The sequence below is a fragment of the Pelomonas sp. Root405 genome (genome assembly GCF_001425165.1).
In the GTDB taxonomy this organism is placed as follows: domain Bacteria; phylum Pseudomonadota; class Gammaproteobacteria; order Burkholderiales; family Burkholderiaceae_C; genus Pelomonas.
The window spans coordinates 36,954-53,376 of sequence record NZ_LMDU01000017.1 but is presented as its reverse complement, the minus strand read 5'-3'; the positions used below and the strand labels follow the sequence as shown (position 1 = coordinate 53,376).

12 protein-coding genes are annotated in these 16,423 nt (G+C 63.5%); 7 read left to right on the top strand and 5 right to left on the bottom strand.

Annotated elements, in window-relative coordinates; genetic code table 11:
• The first annotated feature begins 46 nt into the window (after positions 1-46).
• From ASC81_RS24615 to ASC81_RS24590, 7 genes are all read left to right on the top strand, one after another.
• A complete protein-coding gene (locus ASC81_RS24615; protein WP_056273543.1) occupies positions 47-1,192 on the top strand; it encodes a polysaccharide pyruvyl transferase family protein in 1,146 nt (381 codons plus the stop codon).
• Complete coding sequence (locus ASC81_RS26765) at positions 1,189-2,718, top strand: O-antigen ligase (protein ID WP_082536805.1); 1,530 nt, start codon at positions 1,189-1,191, stop codon at positions 2,716-2,718. The genes ASC81_RS24615 and ASC81_RS26765 overlap by 4 nt, the downstream gene beginning before the upstream one ends.
• On the top strand, positions 2,693-3,772 hold the full coding sequence (locus ASC81_RS24610; protein ID WP_082536804.1) for an acyltransferase: 1,080 nt from the start codon (positions 2,693-2,695) through the stop codon (positions 3,770-3,772). The genes ASC81_RS26765 and ASC81_RS24610 overlap by 26 nt, the downstream gene beginning before the upstream one ends.
• A 29-nt stretch (positions 3,773-3,801) precedes the next feature.
• The gene (locus ASC81_RS24605; RefSeq protein ID WP_235533763.1) at positions 3,802-4,776 is read left to right on the top strand and encodes a glycosyltransferase family 2 protein; all 975 of its coding nucleotides are present in this window, start codon (positions 3,802-3,804) and stop codon (positions 4,774-4,776) included.
• 111 nt (positions 4,777-4,887) lie between these two features.
• On the top strand, positions 4,888-6,072 hold the full coding sequence (locus ASC81_RS24600; protein ID WP_162245961.1) for a glycosyltransferase: 1,185 nt from the start codon (positions 4,888-4,890) through the stop codon (positions 6,070-6,072).
• Complete coding sequence (locus ASC81_RS24595) at positions 6,069-7,199, top strand: glycosyltransferase family 1 protein (RefSeq protein ID WP_056273534.1); 1,131 nt, start codon at positions 6,069-6,071, stop codon at positions 7,197-7,199. Before ASC81_RS24600 ends, ASC81_RS24595 begins: the two co-directional genes overlap by 4 nt.
• Positions 7,200-7,201: 2 nt before the next feature.
• Complete coding sequence (locus tag ASC81_RS24590; RefSeq protein ID WP_056273944.1) at positions 7,202-8,314, top strand: DUF1972 domain-containing protein; 1,113 nt, start codon at positions 7,202-7,204, stop codon at positions 8,312-8,314.
• 14 nt (positions 8,315-8,328) lie between these two features.
• On the opposite strand, the gene ASC81_RS27270 is transcribed toward ASC81_RS24590, so the two are convergent.
• From ASC81_RS27270 to ASC81_RS24565, 5 genes are all read right to left on the bottom strand, one after another.
• Complete coding sequence (locus ASC81_RS27270; RefSeq protein ID WP_056273532.1) at positions 8,329-9,675, bottom strand: glycoside hydrolase family 99-like domain-containing protein; 1,347 nt, start codon at positions 9,673-9,675, stop codon at positions 8,329-8,331.
• Positions 9,676-10,357: 682 nt separating this feature from the next.
• Positions 10,358-11,749 (bottom strand): glycoside hydrolase family 99-like domain-containing protein, encoded by a 1,392-nt coding sequence (locus tag ASC81_RS24580; RefSeq protein ID WP_056273529.1) that lies wholly within the window; start codon positions 11,747-11,749, stop codon positions 10,358-10,360.
• A complete protein-coding gene (locus ASC81_RS24575) occupies positions 11,746-12,411 on the bottom strand; it encodes a PEP-CTERM sorting domain-containing protein (protein ID WP_056273527.1) in 666 nt (221 codons plus the stop codon). Before ASC81_RS24575 ends, ASC81_RS24580 begins: the two co-directional genes overlap by 4 nt.
• Positions 12,412-12,509: 98 nt before the next feature.
• Positions 12,510-13,928 (bottom strand): DUF1501 domain-containing protein, encoded by a 1,419-nt coding sequence (locus ASC81_RS24570; protein WP_056273524.1) that lies wholly within the window; start codon positions 13,926-13,928, stop codon positions 12,510-12,512.
• A 35-nt stretch (positions 13,929-13,963) separates the two neighbouring features.
• Positions 13,964-15,991, bottom strand: a complete 2,028-nt coding sequence (locus ASC81_RS24565) for a DUF1800 family protein (RefSeq protein WP_056273521.1) — start codon at positions 15,989-15,991, stop codon at positions 13,964-13,966.
• Positions 15,992-16,423: the final 432 nt, after the last annotated feature.

Below are 16,423 nucleotides of genomic sequence, written 5' to 3'. Positions count from 1 at the left end.
TTCGTCGCTCCCCGCCGCTCCCGCGCGGCTTGTCACCGTCGGCCTCATGTGGCATTCGCTCGGGTCCGGCAACCTCGGCGTCGGTGCGCTGACCGAATCCAACATCGCCATCGTGCGCGGCGTGGCGGAGGAACTCGGCCTGCGCGTGCGCTTCGTCGTGCTCGGTACCAGCGATGCCACGGTGCCCCAGCTGGCGGCCGAACTGGCCGCTGCCGGGCATGAACTGCAGGTGCGCCGCATCCGCGTCTTCCGCGCCGAGTTCCGCGAGGCCGTGCGTGCCTGCGACCTCGTCCTCGACATCGGCGAGGGCGACAGCTTTGCCGACATCTACGGCCTCAAGCGTTTCCTCTTCTACTGGTACAGCAAGAACATCGTCTGCTCGGTCGGGCGGCCTCTCATCCTTTCGCCGCAGACCATCGGTCCCTTCGACGGCGGCATCGCCCGCCTGCTGGCACGCCAGGTGATGAAGCGCTGCGCCCGCGTCTTTGCCCGCGACAACCTCTCCAGCGCCTATCTGAAGGAGCTGGGCATGACCGGCAACGTCGACGAGGCCATCGACGTCGCCTTCCGCCTGCCCTTCACGCGCCCTGCACCCCGCAACGACGGCAAGGTGCGCTTGGGCATCAACGTGTCCGGCCTGCTGCTCAATGGCGGCTACACCGGAAACAACCAGTTCGGCCTGAGCATCGACTACGCCGCCACCATGCGCGAGTTGCTGAGGCAACTCACGTCCCGGTCCGATGTGGAGGTTCACCTCGTCAGCCACGTCATCGAGCCCCACATGCCGGTGGAGGACGACGTGGCCGCGGCCAAGCTCCTCGCAGCAGAGTTCCCTGGCATCGTGGTGGCCCCGACCTTCGCCCGGCCCTCGGAAGCCAAGTCCTATATCGCCGGCATGGACTTTTTCACCGGCGCTCGCATGCATGCCTGCATTGCCGCGTTCTCAAGCGGCGTGCCGGTCATCCCGATGGCGTACAGCCGTAAGTTCAACGGCCTGTTTGGCACGCTGGGGTACTCGCATGTGGCTGATTGCAAAAAGGAAGATGGAGAAGCCGTCGTCACCAAAATACTCGACGGCTTCCTGCAGCGGGAGACACTGCGGGATGATGTGCGACGCGCACTCAATCAAGTAGATGCCCGCATTCGGCGTTATGAAGATGCACTGAGAGAAGTTCTAAAGGCACTTCGATGAACTTAAAACTCAACTTCCCGGATCGGCCGCAAGCCATATTGGCGCTGCTTCGCGCAGCCAAGTATGGCGTGCTATTGGTCTTCACGGTCTTGTGTGGAATGGCCGTGGTTGTCCTGCCTCCTGGGTTGACGGTTCGAGCTTTCGCAGCGCTTGGCGTTTTAACCTTCCTTGCGTTCGCCTGGGGATATCCATCTTTACCAGGGCGTGAGCCTCCAAATCGAATTTTGAAGCTGATCGCTTCTCTAATGTTCTTGTTTGCGATCATTTGGCCGCAATACATCTTCCTTTCTGTCGCGTCGCTCCCCCGTGTTAATCCGTTTACCCTCGGCAGCTTCCTCTTTTTGGCGCTTGTCGCCGTAATATCTCTCCATTACAGAAGTTTTTCCGCCGAACTGGGGCGCGGATTGGCGTCAGTACGCGGACTGCTGATCGTTTATGTTTGCTGGATGTGCTGGCGAGTTGTCACATCAGCAGTCGTCGATTTTCCAGTCTCGCGCATTCTCGAAATATTCCGCGAGTTTGTGTTCATTCATTCTGCATTTTTCGTTGGGCTGATATTGTCGAGAAGTGACGGCTGGCGCGAGCGATTGAATAACTTGTTGATCTGCGCTTCCCTTGTTGTTGCCGCCGCCGGTATCGTTGAAGCCATCGAACAGCGAAATCGATTTGTCGCGTTCGCTTCAGCGGACGAGGCAGGCCAGCTCGGGTCGGTGATCGCAAATATTGCCAGTGAGAAATTGCGATCGGGAACGTTTCGCGTTCAATCCGTTTTCGGCCATCCGATCCTATTCGGTCAATTCCTAGGAGCAATGTTGCCGCTTCTCTTTGCCGCTTTCGTGTCTCGTAGCGGAATTATTTATCGTGGGTTGATCATCGCGGTGACGTTACTATGTCTGGTAGGCATCTGGAAATCCGGATCGCGGTCCGGCGTGCTTGCTGCGGTTACATCCGTTGCAGTGCTGGCGTTGCTGGTTTGGTGGAGGGTGTTGAAGTATTCAAACGTTTTCAGAGGGTTGGCTATCGCACTCGTGCCGGTGCTCATCTTGGGTGCAGCGGTCGGGGCAATGGCAATGCAGGAGTTGGTTCGTGGTAAGAGTCAAACCGAAGCGTCAAGCAGTAGCACGCGACTGGTTCAATTAAACGCCGCGATCTCTGCCGCTTCGGACAGCCCAATATTGGGATATGGGCAAAGCTCGGCGCTCGGTCTGGCAGGCGTTTCTGGTTCGGGCGGCCTTCTCACTATGGATGTGCATTACATCTCATTGCTGCTGGATTCTGGCTTAGTGGGTTTCGTCCTATTTATCGTTTTGGCGGTATGGATGATTGGCAGGTTGGTTGCTCATGGCATTAATACAAAAGGACCGCCCGGCCTTTTTGCCTGTGCATTGGTTGCCGCAAGCGTCTCCGTTTTGGTAACTCTCTCAGCTGTGGCTATTCCGCAGAACTTGTACTTGTTCTTTCTGGCCTTTGGTTGTTTGGTCGGCTTGAATAGAGAAAAGAATGAATCAGGCGAAAGCAAAGCTTGAATGGATTGAATGCCTGCGCTATCCATTAATAGTTGGTGTAGTGCTCATTCACGCATACGACCCCGTCAAGGGGTATGACGGTACGCTTGTTTCTTTGCAGGGAAGGGACCCCGCCGCTGATGTGGTGATGTTTTTCGTTTCGCAGATATTTGCCCGTCTCAGCGTGCCAGCCTTTTTTGTTTTTGCAGGGTTCTTCTTTTTTCGGTCGACCTTTGCTTCGGGCTTAAATAGGTGGGTCACCGAGGTTGCGAAGCGGATTAGGACATTATTGATTCCTTTTCTGATTTGGAGCTTGTTGGTTCTATTGGTTTACTACGCGGCGCAGCGAATCGGTGTGGTCCCTGTGGGTGAGGATAGCCGAGTGGGGAACATAGCGCAGCTGTCGCTCGTGGAGATAATAGATCTCCTGCTAGGAGTTACCAGATATCCGGTCGCCTACCAATTCTGGTTTCTGAGAGACTTAATAGTCTGCGTCGCCATCTCGCTCCCGGTCATATTTGCGAGTCGAGGTGCTTTCATCACCGTCACGGCAGTCTTGGGGCTTTGCTGGTTCTCTGGATATGGCGTAACGCTTATACCGTCGTCCACCGCCTTGTTCTTCTTTTTACTGGGAGGGCTGTCGTCGGTGGTGCGGTGTAATCTAGAACTTCCTGTACCAGCGCCTTTCTTGATTGTCGGACTTGTGATTCTGGCAATTTGTGATTTTCTCGCTAAAGATTCAGAAGCGGGTGAATACATTCACCGGGCCTTTTTGCTTTGTGGCGTCGCTTCGCTCAGTCTGGTAGGGAAATTAATCTCGCGCAACGAAACTATTGCTGGCAGCATCAAGGCGTTGGGGGCGACGGCTTTCTTTCTTTACGCCGCACATGAACCGGGCTTGATGGCCTTGAAAAAGTTTCTGGTGAACCTTTATCCCTGGGAGGGAACGATTCAGGTGCTTTTTGCGTTCTTTTTGCCCGCGCTGCTTGTAATTGTTCTGTGCGGTGCTGCCTATAAGTTCCTCGCCTCCGTCGTTCCTAAATTCTTGTCTGTCTCAACTGGAGGCAGAAATTGAATTGGGAGCGCGCGTTGCTCGATGTGCCTGTGGTCGTTCTTCTCAACTGGAACGGTTGGCGCGACACCCTCGAATGCCTCGACAGCCTGTTCGCCGAAGGTGCCACGCCATGCCGCGTGCTCGTATGTGACAACGCATCGCGCGATGAGTCGGTGCCTCGCATTCGTACTTGGGCCGAGCAGCGTTTCGGTACGAGGTTCGCCAATCTGACGCGCGCGGATGTCGACGGCGGCGCCAGGCTGGAAGACAGCCAGCAGTTCGCGCTGATCGAGAACGGCGGCAACCTTGGCTTTGCCGCCGGCAACAACGTGGGCATCAAGCTCGCGTTGCGGGACCCGCGCTGCCGCTACGTTTGGGTGCTCAACAACGACACGGTCGTGCTGCCCGATGCGCTGGGGCAGGCTGTGGAGCGCATGCAGGCGGACCCGAGCGTCGGGCTGTGCGGGTCGACGCTGGTGTATTTCGATGAGCCTGACAAGGTGCAGGCCCTGGGCGGAGCCAGCTACTCGCGGTGGAGCGGGCGGTCTCGCCACGTGGGAGCCTTCATGCCGCGCTCCGAGGTGCCGCAAGACAGCGCGGCTTGCGAGGCGCGCTTTTCCTACGTGGTGGGCGCCGCGATGCTGGTGAGCCGGGCCTTCCTGGAGCAGGTGGGGCTGATGCGCGAGGACTATTTTCTTTACTACGAGGAGATCGACTGGGCCACGCGCGGGGGCGGGCGATTCCGGCTGGGCTACGCCCCGGGGAGCGTCGTGCTGCACAAGGAGGGGGCGTCCATCGGCACGGCGGCGAGCGGCGGTTCACCGTTGTCGCTGTATTTCCTGTATCGCAACAGGCTGCGCTTCTCGTGGCGCTTTCATCGGCCCTTCGTCGCCAGCGTCGTGTACTTCAGCCTGCTGGATGTGGCACGGCTGGCGGTGCGGCGCCGCTGGCCTCAGGTCGGCGCGGCGCTGCGCGGCATCCTGCAACTCTCCCGCCCACCCGCACCCGCACCGGCGCGGCCGTGATGTGGCACGGCCTTTGCGCCTGCCAGAGCGCGGCTCCGCCGGCGTAGGCGCGCCGGCATCGAAGACTTGAACCTGACCATGCGAATACTGTGCATTGCCAATGACGTTCCCTTGCCCGCCACGAGCGGCGGGCGGGTGGATGTGTGGCGCCGGCTTCAGGCGCTGCGGCGCGCTGGCCACGAGATTGCGCTGCTGTGCTGGATGGATGCCGGGCGGGTGGAGCCCCCATCGCCGGCGATCCTGGCGGAGCTGCAGTCGGTCTGCCGCGACGTAAAGCTGCTGCCCATCACGCGGTCACTGCCCGAGATCGCCCAGCGGCTGCTGCAGCTCTGGCGCTGGCCTAGTCATGTGGCGTCGCGCTGGGTGACGTCGCGCCATGCCGGCCTGCTGGACTGGGCTCGCGGCTTTGCACCCGATGTCGTGCTGCTGGACGGCCTGTATGGCGGCGCAGTGGCGTGGGAGCTGGCCAGGCGGCTGGGCGCGCCCATGGTCTATCGCTCGCACAACGTGGAGCACCGCTACATGAACGATCAGCAGGCTCGCGAAGAGCGCTTTGCGCGCAGGCTGGGACTGGCGGCCAACTGCGTGGGGCTCGAGCGCTTCGAGCGCCAGACAGTGGCGCGGGCCGTGCAGGTGATGGACATCTCGCTGGAGGACGCGGAGTACTGGCGCGCCCAAGGCTTCAGCCATGTGAGCTGCGTGCCTACGCTGGTCGATGCCGGCTTTGCCGCGCGGCTCTCGCAGGCTCCCGCGGACAAGCCGTATGACTTGCTGTATTTCGGCAATCTCAACACGCCGAACAACGTGGAGGCATTGCGCTGGCTGGTGGGGGCGGTATTGCCGCGGTTGCCGGCGCGCGACCTGCGTATTGCCGTCGCTGGGTCGCGCCCGACCGATGCGGTGCGTGCGCTGCTGGCGACGGATGCCCGCATCACGCTGATCGAGAACCCGGCCGACATGGCCGAGGTGGTGGGCCAGGCGCGTGTGCTGGTGAATCCCATGCTGGCTGGCAGTGGCGTGAATCTGAAGAGCGTGGAGATGCTGTTTTCGCGCGCGGCGCTGGTCAGCACCTCTGTCGGCGTGAAGGGCTTGCCCGAGGCTGCGCGGCGGTGCTTCGCGGTGGCTGATGCGCCCGAAGCCTTTGGCGCAGCCATCGAGCGTGGGCTGGGCGAAGCGGCGGCGGAGACTGAACACCGAACCGCCGCGCGCGCGCTGTTCTCGGACAAGGCGCTTCTCGCGGCAATCCAACAAGCCATCGTGCCCCCGACGGGCCTGGCCATCGGAGGTCGCCCTTGACTCAACCGACATCGCGCCGGCGCATCGGCGTCGATTTCCATGTCTTCGACGGCAAGTTCCAGGGTTCGCGCAGCCACCTGATCGGCATCTTCGGCGAGCTGACCCGGCTTTGCCCGGAGTACGACTTTGTCTTCCTGCTCGAACAGACGGATGCGCTGGGCCGGTTGCCTGGCTTCTCGGGGCCTAACGTCGAGCGTGTGCGCATGCCGCATGCCAACCCGTTCGTGCGCCTCGGGCTGCAGCTGCCGCGCTTGCGACGAGAGTTGGCGCTGGACTTGGTGCACACGCAGTACGTGATCCCGCTGCAACCGGCACGCGGCAACGCGGTGACCATCCACGACGTGCTGTTTGAGCCGTTTCCCCAGTTCTTCAGCCGGCTGTTCGTGCTGCGCTCGCGCACGCTGATGCGCTGGTCTGCACGCAAGGCGGACCTGTTGTTCACGGTCAGCGACTATTCGCGCGACGAGATCGCGCAACGCTATGGCGCGCACGCGGCGGACATCGGTGTGCTGCACAACGCGGTGGACCGGCAGCTCTTCTTTCCAGGCGAGACAGGCGCTGATCTCGTGCGCGCTCGTGGGCTCACGCCGGGCGGCTATCTGCTCACCGTGGGGCGCATCGAGCCGCGCAAGAACCATGCAGCCCTCCTGCGGGCTTACCGGCTGCTGCCCGGCACGCCACCTCCGTTGGTCATCGTGGGTCAACGGGATTTCGGCTACGGCGAATTCGAGACCGAATTGGCCCAGTTGCCGGCAGGACGCCAGGTGCACCTGTTCAGCGACGTCGGCGACGGCGAACTGCCGGCGCTGTACCGGCATGCGCAGATCTTCATCTACCCCTCGTTCGCCGAAGGCTTTGGCATGCCGCCGCTGGAGGCTCTCGCCAGCGGTGCGCCCCTGATCACATCCGACTCCACGGCCATTCCCGAGGTGGTGGGTGATGCGGGTCTGCTGATCGATCCTACGGATGCACAGGCGCTGCAGTCAGCCATCGAGCGCCTGCTGGCCGACCCGGCACTGCGCGCGCAACTGGTGCAGCGCGGGCTGGCGCGGGCCGATGTTTTCACGTGGCGCCGCTCCGCCGAAACGCTGGCAGCCGCCTATCGACATTACTTTGAAAAAGCGTGACCGTGTCTGAACCTCGCACCCTTCGCATCCTGGGCACCCGTGGCGTGCCCGCCGCCCACGGTGGTTTCGAAACCTTCGCCGAGCAGCTGGCCGTGTACCTCGCTGCCCGCGGCTGGCGCGTCATCGTCTATTGCCAGGACGAGGGCGAGGGCCCGGTCTTCGAGGACCGCTGGGAAGGCGTCGAGCGCGTGCATATCCCGGTCAAGGGCGACGGCCCCAAGAGCACCATCGTGTTCGACTGGCAGGCCACCCTGCATGCCAGCCGCCACCGCGACCTGTGCCTCACGCTGGGCTACAACACCGCGATCTTCTGCGCGTTGCTGCGGCTGAAGGGCGTTCCGAACGTCATCAACATGGACGGCATCGAGTGGTCCCGCGCCAAGTGGGGCCCCGTGGCCAAGACCTGGTTCTGGCTGAACGACTGGGCGGGTTGCTGGCTGGGCAACCATCTCGTGGCCGACCACCCGGAGATCAAGGTCCATCTCAGCTCACGCGTCAGGCCCGACAAGATCACCACCATTGCCTATGGTGCTGATCGCGTCGATGCGATGCCTGACCACGCCGTTCGGGCGCTGGGCCTTGAGCCGGGCAGATACCTGACGCTGGTGGCTCGCCCCGAGCCGGAGAACTCCATCCTCGAGGTGGTGAGCGGCTTCTCCAAGCGCACGCGCGGCATGCAGCTGGCAGTGCTGGGCAACTACAACGAGGCCAACGCCTACCACCGCGCTGTGAAGGCGGCGGCAGGGCCCGAGGTGCGCTTCCTGGGTGCCATCTACGACAAGCCGGTGGTGCAGGCGCTGCGCTTTCACAGCGCGGCCTACGTGCATGGTCATCAGGTGGGCGGCACCAATCCATCGCTTGTTGAAGCATTGGGAGCCGGGAACGCGGTTGTTGCGCACGACAACCGATTCAACAAGTGGGTGGCCGGAGAGGCTGCTCGCTACTTCCGCGATGGTGAGGAGTTTTCAGCGGTGCTGGATGCCGTGCTCTCCGCCCCCGGAACGCTGGCTTCCATGAAGTCCGGCAGCCTTCAGCGTTTCGAGCAAGGCCTGACCTGGCCTCAGATCCTGGGTCAGTACGAAGCGCTGCTCCAAACGTGGCTGCCGCGGCGCTGAGCGGCAGCCATCTTTCAGTCGGTATTGGTACCGAAGACGTCCCTGATCTGCTCAAGGTACTTGGTGCCGTCGACCTTGGTCGGCTCAATGAACGAGCCTTCGCCGTATTCGTTCCAGCAGCAGATCACGCCCATTCGACGGGTGAGGGTGGGGTACTTGTCTATGAAGCTGCGAGCTGCCAGCAGATGGTTCCGGAACTCGCCCGGTGTCGAGCGGCTGTCGTCGTGCAACGGGTCCTTGCTGCCGCCCCAAGGCCGCTTGTCCCAGCCTGACGTGATCGGCGTGACGTAGATGCCAGAGGCATTCTTTTGCATCCAGCTCCACTGGTTCTGGTAGGACGTGTCCAGCTCGGCATAGCTCCGCGAAATGTTCTCGGGGCGAAGCGGCGTCAAGGCGATGGAAACAGGGCTGTGATAGTTGTAGGTGCTGAAGCCCTGATAGCCGCTGCTGCTGCTGTAGTTCTTGGCAGACGGTGACCCGCCACCGATGAAGACGATGCCCGGCAATCCCTTTGCCTTGACCGCGCTTTCTGCCATGGCGACCAGTGCCTCGGTGGTCATGCCGAGCGCCTTGGCGTTGTTGTCCAGCGTCTCAGCAGAGAAGATGAAGACCACCGGCTTGCCGTCGAGCTTGACGTAGTCGGAGCGTTTGAAATAGTTGGCAGCCCAGAAATCGAAGAGCGCCTCGAAATGGGATTTCGAGAAGGTGTACGTGGTGTGATTGGCCCACATCACCGAAAACTCAACGCCGTAGCGGTCAGGCGCATTGAGGTAGGCGTTGATGCCCGCGGTCAAGGGCGCCTTGTTGTCTGCGCCCCAATAGGAGTCGAAGACGACGTAGTCGATGCCGTAGTCGCGCATCCACTTGAGCTGCTGTGTCATTACGCCGGGGCCATCTTCGGAATACCAACCCAGGGTCGGTTCGCGGTCGGTGTAGAGCTTGATGGTGTCCCACGGCTGCTTGCGTTCGTTGCCCACCTGGTTGCTCTTCCAGCCTGGGAAGTAGTACGTCCCGATGCGGTAGCTGCTGGCCGACGCCGTCGTGGCGGCGGCAGCGGCAGTTGTGGCAGCGCTCGTCGCTGCCTTGGGCACCGAGGCGATGTAGGTGCAGCTGCTGGCCGACCAGGTGATCGCGCCGTTATTGCAGGTGGCCGTGATGCCACCGCGGTAGCCGGCCCGGGTGTTCGGGAACGTGGCGCTGCCGCCGCTGGCGAGGTCGGCGCTCGCTGCGGCATAGCAAGCCTCGCCGAAGGTCTTGCTAAGCCGGACGGCGCAGGGCGCATTCGCCGTTGCGGTGGTTGCGGCCGGTGTCGGCTCGACCGGAGCGGTGGCTTGCACAGTTGAGCCGGTGCTGGCGTTCACGGGTGGCGTGATGGCTGCGGGTGGGGCGGGTATGGGCGCCGGCGCAGCAACATTGACGGGCGCTGGTGCAGGTGCAGGTGCAGGTGCGGGCGCAGCGACAGGCGTCGGTGCAGGCGCGGCTGCCGTAGCAGGTGCGGGTTCAGGTACGCCTTCCCCGCTCTTGGAGGCGTTGGCCACAACGTCAGGACCGGATGCTGGAATTGACGCTGACGCGACGGCGCTGCTGGCCCCGGCGGGGCTGCTTGCTGCCTCAGGCGCCGCTGCGGTGCTGGTGCCAGGTGTCGTGGGCGTGATCGATTGCGAACTGGAGGTGGCGCCGCCACCACCACCGCCTCCGCCGCAGGCGATCAACGAGCAAGAAAGAAGGAGGGCGGCAAGCGGGGTCAACGCTGGCGCGCGGGCAGGATGGGGGGCGTTCATGGGCATGGTTTCGGCAGTACTGCGTGCTCATGGAATTGTGAGCCGCGGCTTCTTGTACTGCGTGCGCAAGATGTCGCGCGAACCACCGCTCTTCGCCCGGCGTCGCGCTGCGGCGCCCGAAGACCTGAACAATTCCTCATTCCTACCCGACCGGTGGACGAGCTGTCTGCCTAACCTAAAGATCGAGCTGAGCTTGCGTTGCCTTCACGACGCTGCCCCGCGACAACTCGACAGCTGTGCAAGCCGCCGTTCCGCGGTGTTTCTACTTCGCGCCGAACACGTCCCGGATCTGCTCCAGATACTTCATGCCATCCACCTTGGTCGGCTCGATGAAGGAGCCTTCGCCGAATTCGTTCCAGCAGCAGATCACGCCCAAGCGGCGAGTGAGCGTGGGGTTGCCGTCCATGAATCTGCGCGCGGCGAGCAGGTGGTCGCGAAACTCTGCCGGCGTCGAGCGGCTGTCGTCGTGAAGCGGGTCCTTGCTGCCACCCCACGGGCGCTTGTCCCATCCCGAGGTCATGGGCAGAACGTAGAGGCCAACGCCCTTGTCGCGCATCGACGACCATTGGTCCTGATAGGCGGCGTCGAGTTCGACAAAGCTGCGGGACAGGTTGCCGGGCCGTGCGGGTGCGAGAGCCGCTGCAGCAGGGCTGTGGTAGTTGTAGGCTGAAAATCCCTGATAGCCGCTGCCGGCGTAGTTGTAGCGCGACCCGGTGCTTGCGCCGATGAAGGCAATACCCGGGATGCCCATCGGCTTGGCGATGGTTTCTGCCAACGCGATGAGGTCTTGTGACGTCATGCCGATCGCCCTGGCATTGGCATCCAAGGTCTCGGCGGAAAAGATGAAGACGGCTGGCTTGCCGTCGATCTTCAAGTAGTCGGGGTGTTTGAAATACTGGGTCGCCCAGAAGGTGAACAGGGTTTCGAACTGAGCTTTCGAGAACGTATAGCGGGTGTGGTTGGTCCAGAGCACCGAGAACTGCACGCCACGGCGGTCAGGCAGACGGAGGTAGGCGTCGATGCCGGCGGTCAACAGTGGCCTGTTGTCGCCACTCCACAGGAAATCGAAGACGACGTAGTCGATGCCGTAGTCACGCATCCACCGGAGTTGCTGGTCCATCACGCCAGGGCCGTCTTCGCTGTACCAGCCCAGTTTGGGCTCGCGGTCGGTATAGAGCTTGAGGACGTCCCACGGCTGCTTGCGGGCGTTGCCCAACTGGTTGCTCTTCCAGCCCGGGAAATAGTAGGTGCCGATGCGGTAGCTGCCACTGGGCGCGCCAGCCTCGACTGGGGAGGCAGCCGCGGTTGCCGTGCTCGATCTGGCAACAGCTGCCGCGGCGTCGCCGGCCTTCGCCAGGGCTTTGGAAATCGAGGCGCACTCACCCGCTGTCCAGGTGACGGTCCCGTTGCTGCAACTGGCTGTGATGCTGCCCCGGTAGCCGGGCCGTGTGTTTGGGAACTGTGCATTGCCTCCATCGGCGAGCCTTGCATTGGCTGCGGCGTAGCAGGCATCGCCGAAGCTCTTGCTTTCATGGAGGCGGCAAGAGCCTTTGCCCGTGGGCGCTGCGGCATCGTCTGCTGCCGCCGTGGTGGTGTGCGTGCCGCCAATGGCGGCCATGGCGGCGAGGATCAGGCGCGCTGCGAAGTCGTTCATCCGGTTCGTGAAGTTGCAGTGGTTTGTGTGTCGGTTCGCCGCGAGCGACGCAGGCAGGCGAGGGCACCCATACCGCAGGCCATGCCAAGCCAACTGGCGGGCTCTGGGACGGGCGTCATGGTGGCCCAGTTGATGAAGCCGGAGCCGGTGTCCACCGTGTCGCCTGTAGCGTCCTTGATGTTGGTCAGCTCGATGCTGACCACAAAGGGCAGGTTCAACGCGGGGCTGGTTTCGAACGCGAAGCTTGCCTTGACGTAGTGGGCGTAGTCGGTCGAGATGAGGCTGGCCGCGCCGCCGAGGGGATCGGCAGTCCACGCACCCTTGATGGACAGCGGGGTTGCAAAGCTGTAGCTGACGCTGCCTTTGGTGCCCAGCGCTGCCGCCCAGTCGGCGACCGATCCGGGACCGCTGGCGACCGGAGTGGCAAGGACGTTGTCCCAGGCCAGCGTGAACTCGAAGCTGCTGAGGTCGATGCCCGGCTTGGTCCCGAATGTGAAATTTGTGCTGACCGCATCACCAGGGCTGTAGCTGGCGTAGGTCAGGTAGAACGTGACTTCGTCCCAGGAGACGAGGGCGTTTGCCTGGCTGCAGCCCAGGGCGAGAGCGCCAAGGGCGGCGATGCGTGCGGGTGAGGACCGCAGCGAACGGCGGGGGATGGCCATGACGAATCCTTTGCGCCGGGAAGGGATCCCCGGAGGACTCAGTGGACGATGGACCGCGCCCAGCCGTCTATCCCTAGACGGCCTTGACGAGCGGGCTGCTAGCTGAAGAGTGCCGGCCCCGCACCGAAGCTGGAGAGATTGGGCAGCACGACCTGCTGCTCGGTCGAGCTCAGGCCCATCCAGCCCGAAAGGCTGCCGGCAAGCTGGCTGACGCCCATCGTCGGCAGCAGTCGCCCGGAGCCGATGTCGCTTGCTGTCCCGAGGGCGGTGACTGGGAAGTTGCCGATGATCCTCTTGCCCTTGACGGCACCGCCCGCCACGAGGTGGTGCCCGCCCCAGCCGTGGTCGCTGCCGTCGCCGTTGTTGATGAGGGTTCGGCCGAAGTCGCTCGCGGTGAACAGCGTGACATTGTTGAGCAAGCCGAGGCCCTGCAGCGCGTCCATGAACCATCCCACGGACTGGGCGACACGAGCCATTTGCAGGGGCTGGTCGCGCATCTGGAACGCGTGGCAGTCGAAACCGCTGAGGCTGACCATGAAGACCTGACGCTTCATGCCGAGGCGGCTACCAGCCGCAATCATCTGCGCCACGACGCGAAGCTGCTTGGCGATGGATTCATTGGCCAGCGTGATTGAGCCGCCACTGGAGAGGGCGATGGCGCCGGTGGGCAGGGCGGGCAGGCTGGCGCCGGTCAGCGCAGTTTGCAACGTGGCCGAGGCGTTCAGCGAGCGCTGGGCAACCTTGAGGTACTCGGCCTGGAAGTCGTTGGGGCTGGATGACGTGGCCAACATGCTGCGCAAGGCGGCGGGAACGGCCGTGCTACCGGCGTGCCAGCCGCTTTGGGCGGCGCTGACCTGGATGGGGCCATTGAGGCCGACGCAATAGGGCGTGACCTTGGAGCCGGACAGGAAGACGGCGTTGCCGTTGGCGCCGACGGCAGTGAAGACGGGCTGCCCGTTGGCGGCCATCAGCGCATCGCCCATGCGGCCGCCCCAGCCGGTGGGAGCCCCTTCGACTTGGAGCGACTGCCACATGGAGGCCTGGTCGTTGTGCGAGAAGAGCTTGCTGGGCAGGCCGATGCCAGCCTGGTATTCGCTCTTGCTGATCGGCCGCAGCAGCGTGCCGACGTTGGCGACGACGGCGCACTGGCCGGCTTCGTACTTGGCACGCAGCGGCGCCAGTTCCTGCGGCATGCCGAACTCGCGGCCGCTGCCCTGCCCTGGAGTGCTGAGCGCAAGCAGCTTGTTCAGCGGCACGGCCAGTCCGCCGCGTGCGGCGGCGTAGCTCGCGTAATTGGCCGCATCCATCGGCACGATCCAGTTGTGGCTGTCGTTGCCGCCGTGCATGAACAGGCAGACGAGCGCCTTGTAGCCGTCGGTGGTGGCGGCCTGGGCCTGATTGGCGGCCAGGGCGCCCAGGCCCGCAAGGTTGAGCGCGAGGGGGGCGGCGTGGCGACCCAGTCCTGCGGCGGCGAGACCGGAGGCGGCGGAGAGGAAGGCGCGGCGAGATGCGTTCATGGTGCGATTCGGTGGCGGTGGCGGCGTTGAGCGGGTCAGGGCTGGTACATGTACTCGGGCGACGCGAGTGCCAGGAAGACGGCTGCTCGGGCTCGGGACAGGGCGCCTTCAGCGCTGGCCGTGTCGATCTGACTCATGATGTCGACGATCTGCTGACGCAGGGCAGGGGTCATGCGGCCGCCCAGCAGCATCAGGTTGATCTGGTCAGGCAGCATGGTGAGATTGGTGCTCTTGGCGAGGGCGACCTGGGATGCGTAGGTGGCCACGACGTCGTTGGCGCTGACGTTCCAGCCGAGCCCGGAGCCCGCCATGGCTTCGGCCATGTTGAGCCATGACGCCACCGTGGTCTCGTTGATGATCTGGAACTCCGGGGCCGTGGCGCCGCGCGTGCTGAAGGCTGTGTTGGCCGGGATGTAGCCCGGTCGGAAGTAGCCGAACACGGAGGGCGCCGCCATGGCACGCTGGCCCTGGTCTTCAAGGGCCCATTGCAGCGTGTACTCGCCGCTGGCCGACTTGGCACCCATGGCCCGCATCCAGTGGGTCAGGCGCTGCACGGGTTCACGCAGCTTGCCGGCAGTGGCAGTTGGGGCGCTGCGGGCTTCGGTGTCCAGCAGCACGGCGCGAACGACGGCGCCAAGGTCTCCGCGCACGCCGCTGCCGTTGTTGTTGAAGACGGCAGCGACGCGGCCCACGTAGGCAGTGCTGGGGTGGCTCGTGACGAGGTGCTGAATGAGCTGGCGGCCGATGAAGGGCCCAACGTTGGGATGGTTGAACAGGACATCGAGCGTCGCCTTGAGATCAGCCTGGGCGCTGTTGCCCGCGGGCAGCGTGGTCGCCCAGGGCTTGCCGGCGAAGAACTTCTTCTGCGCCGTGGAGTGGAAGGCCGGGTAAGCCTTCATCGGCAGCACGTCGATGCCAGGGTCGTTGGCCGCAGTGGTGCTGGGCGACTCCCACAGGAAGTGCTGCTCGTTCAGCTTGGAGTCCGGGAAAGCCCAGCTCCAGCCGGTGAAGACCTTGGCGAGAGCCAACACGTCGGCGTTGGTGTAGGTCTCGACGGGATTGCCGAAGCCGTCGCGCTTGGGCGTGCCGTCGATGTTCAGCTCGTGCAGGCCGATGGTGAAGAGCTGCATGACCTCGCGGGCGAAGTTCTCGTCCGGCATGCGGCCGGTGGCAGCGTCCTCTTTGCGGTTGCGCATGTGGGACAGGTAGATGCCCATCGATGGGCTAAGCGCCATGTCCTGCAGCAGGGTGCGGAAGTTGCCGAAGGCGTTCTTGTGCAACAGGTCCACGTAGTTGGCATAGGCACGGCCGTGGTAGTACTGGTTGCTGTCAGCCAGCGAGACCATGAAGATCTGGTGCAGCGCGAATGCCGTGCGAGCGCGCAACTGATCTGGCGCACTGGTGGCACGCTCCCAGAACTTCTGCTGGATCCAGTTGGTCGTGTAGTTGGCGCCCCGAGGGCGATAGGCATCGCCTTGCGAATACTTGCCCCAGACGTAGTTCTGATAATTCGGCGCATAGGGCAGTGCCATCTGGGCCGAAATCCAATTGGCGTAGGTGGTGCCCAGCAGAGCGTTCACATCCGCTGTCGTGGGGCCGAAGGTGGCCTGCTGCAGGAAGCGCACCGCATCAACCTTCTGGGCCCATTGCGCGTCAGGCGTGACGGTGGGCCACACCATGCGCATGGCGCCGAACCAGCAGACGCAACCGCCCCAGGGCAGCACGTCGAGGCTGTCAAACGCCATGCGAGCGGCACCACGGTCGACGATGGCGTTGGCCGAATTCAACTGCAGCACGGTTGTGCCGTCGCTCAGATAGGACAGGTAGAGGTTGCGGTCGACGCCGTTGACCCTGCCGTCGTTGGTGTAGACGACCTCGACCTTTGAGCGCGGCTTGAGGCCGGGTGCGCTGAAGGGGTAATTGGCGAAGCTCGTTGCGGTCACCTCGACAGTGCCAAGCGAGATGTCATCGACGATCACCGTCATGAGGGCGCCAACACCGCCTGCGACGTCTGCCCTGGCGCGCACGGTCAGCGTGGGGCCGGCTGCGGCAGTGGCCGCCATGGCCCTCGCTGTAGGTTGAATTTCAGCCTGCACCAACATCTCGGTGTATGACCCGGCGGCCGCCGTCTGAGCTGCGTTCTCGGCCGCCAAGGCCGCTTCTGCGGTTTGCTGGGCGGCGCGCGCTTGCGCCTCGGCTTGTGTCGCCAGCAGCGCTGCTGTGGGGGGCTCGACAGGGGGCGCGGCTGCTGCCTCGCTCGTCGGTTCCGCCACTGCCGCCGTGTTGGCTTGAGATGACTCGGAAGCTTCGCGACCACCGCCGCAGGCGGTCAGTGAGCCCGCCATGAAAAGGAGCACGATGACAGATGACAGCGGGCGCGAAACGGGGGGCAGGAGGTGCATGAGACTTGCGGCCATGAAGGAGGACAACCACGCCTGGCCGACCGCCGGCGTGTGCTCGGAATTGTCCGCGTAGCCCCTCATTTGAGGGGGTGT

Bases quoted from the DNA above. Each gene is read 5' to 3' on its own strand.
- ASC81_RS24615 (WP_056273543.1), top strand. From the start codon at position 47: ATGTGGCATTCGCTCGGGTCCGGCAACCTCGGCGTCGGTGCGCTGACC.
- ASC81_RS24565 (WP_056273521.1), bottom strand. From the start codon at position 15,991: ATGGCGGCCACTGCCGCAGCCGGCCCCACGCTGACCGTGCGCGCCAGG.
- ASC81_RS24580 (WP_056273529.1), bottom strand. From the start codon at position 11,749: ATGAACGACTTCGCAGCGCGCCTGATCCTCGCCGCCATGGCCGCCATT.
- ASC81_RS24575 (WP_056273527.1), bottom strand. From the start codon at position 12,411: ATGGCCATCCCCCGCCGTTCGCTGCGGTCCTCACCCGCACGCATCGCC.
- ASC81_RS24570 (WP_056273524.1), bottom strand. From the start codon at position 13,928: ATGAACGCATCTCGCCGCGCCTTCCTCTCCGCCGCCTCCGGTCTCGCC.
- ASC81_RS26765 (WP_082536805.1), top strand. From the start codon at position 1,189: ATGAACTTAAAACTCAACTTCCCGGATCGGCCGCAAGCCATATTGGCG.
- ASC81_RS24610 (WP_082536804.1), top strand. From the start codon at position 2,693: ATGAATCAGGCGAAAGCAAAGCTTGAATGGATTGAATGCCTGCGCTAT.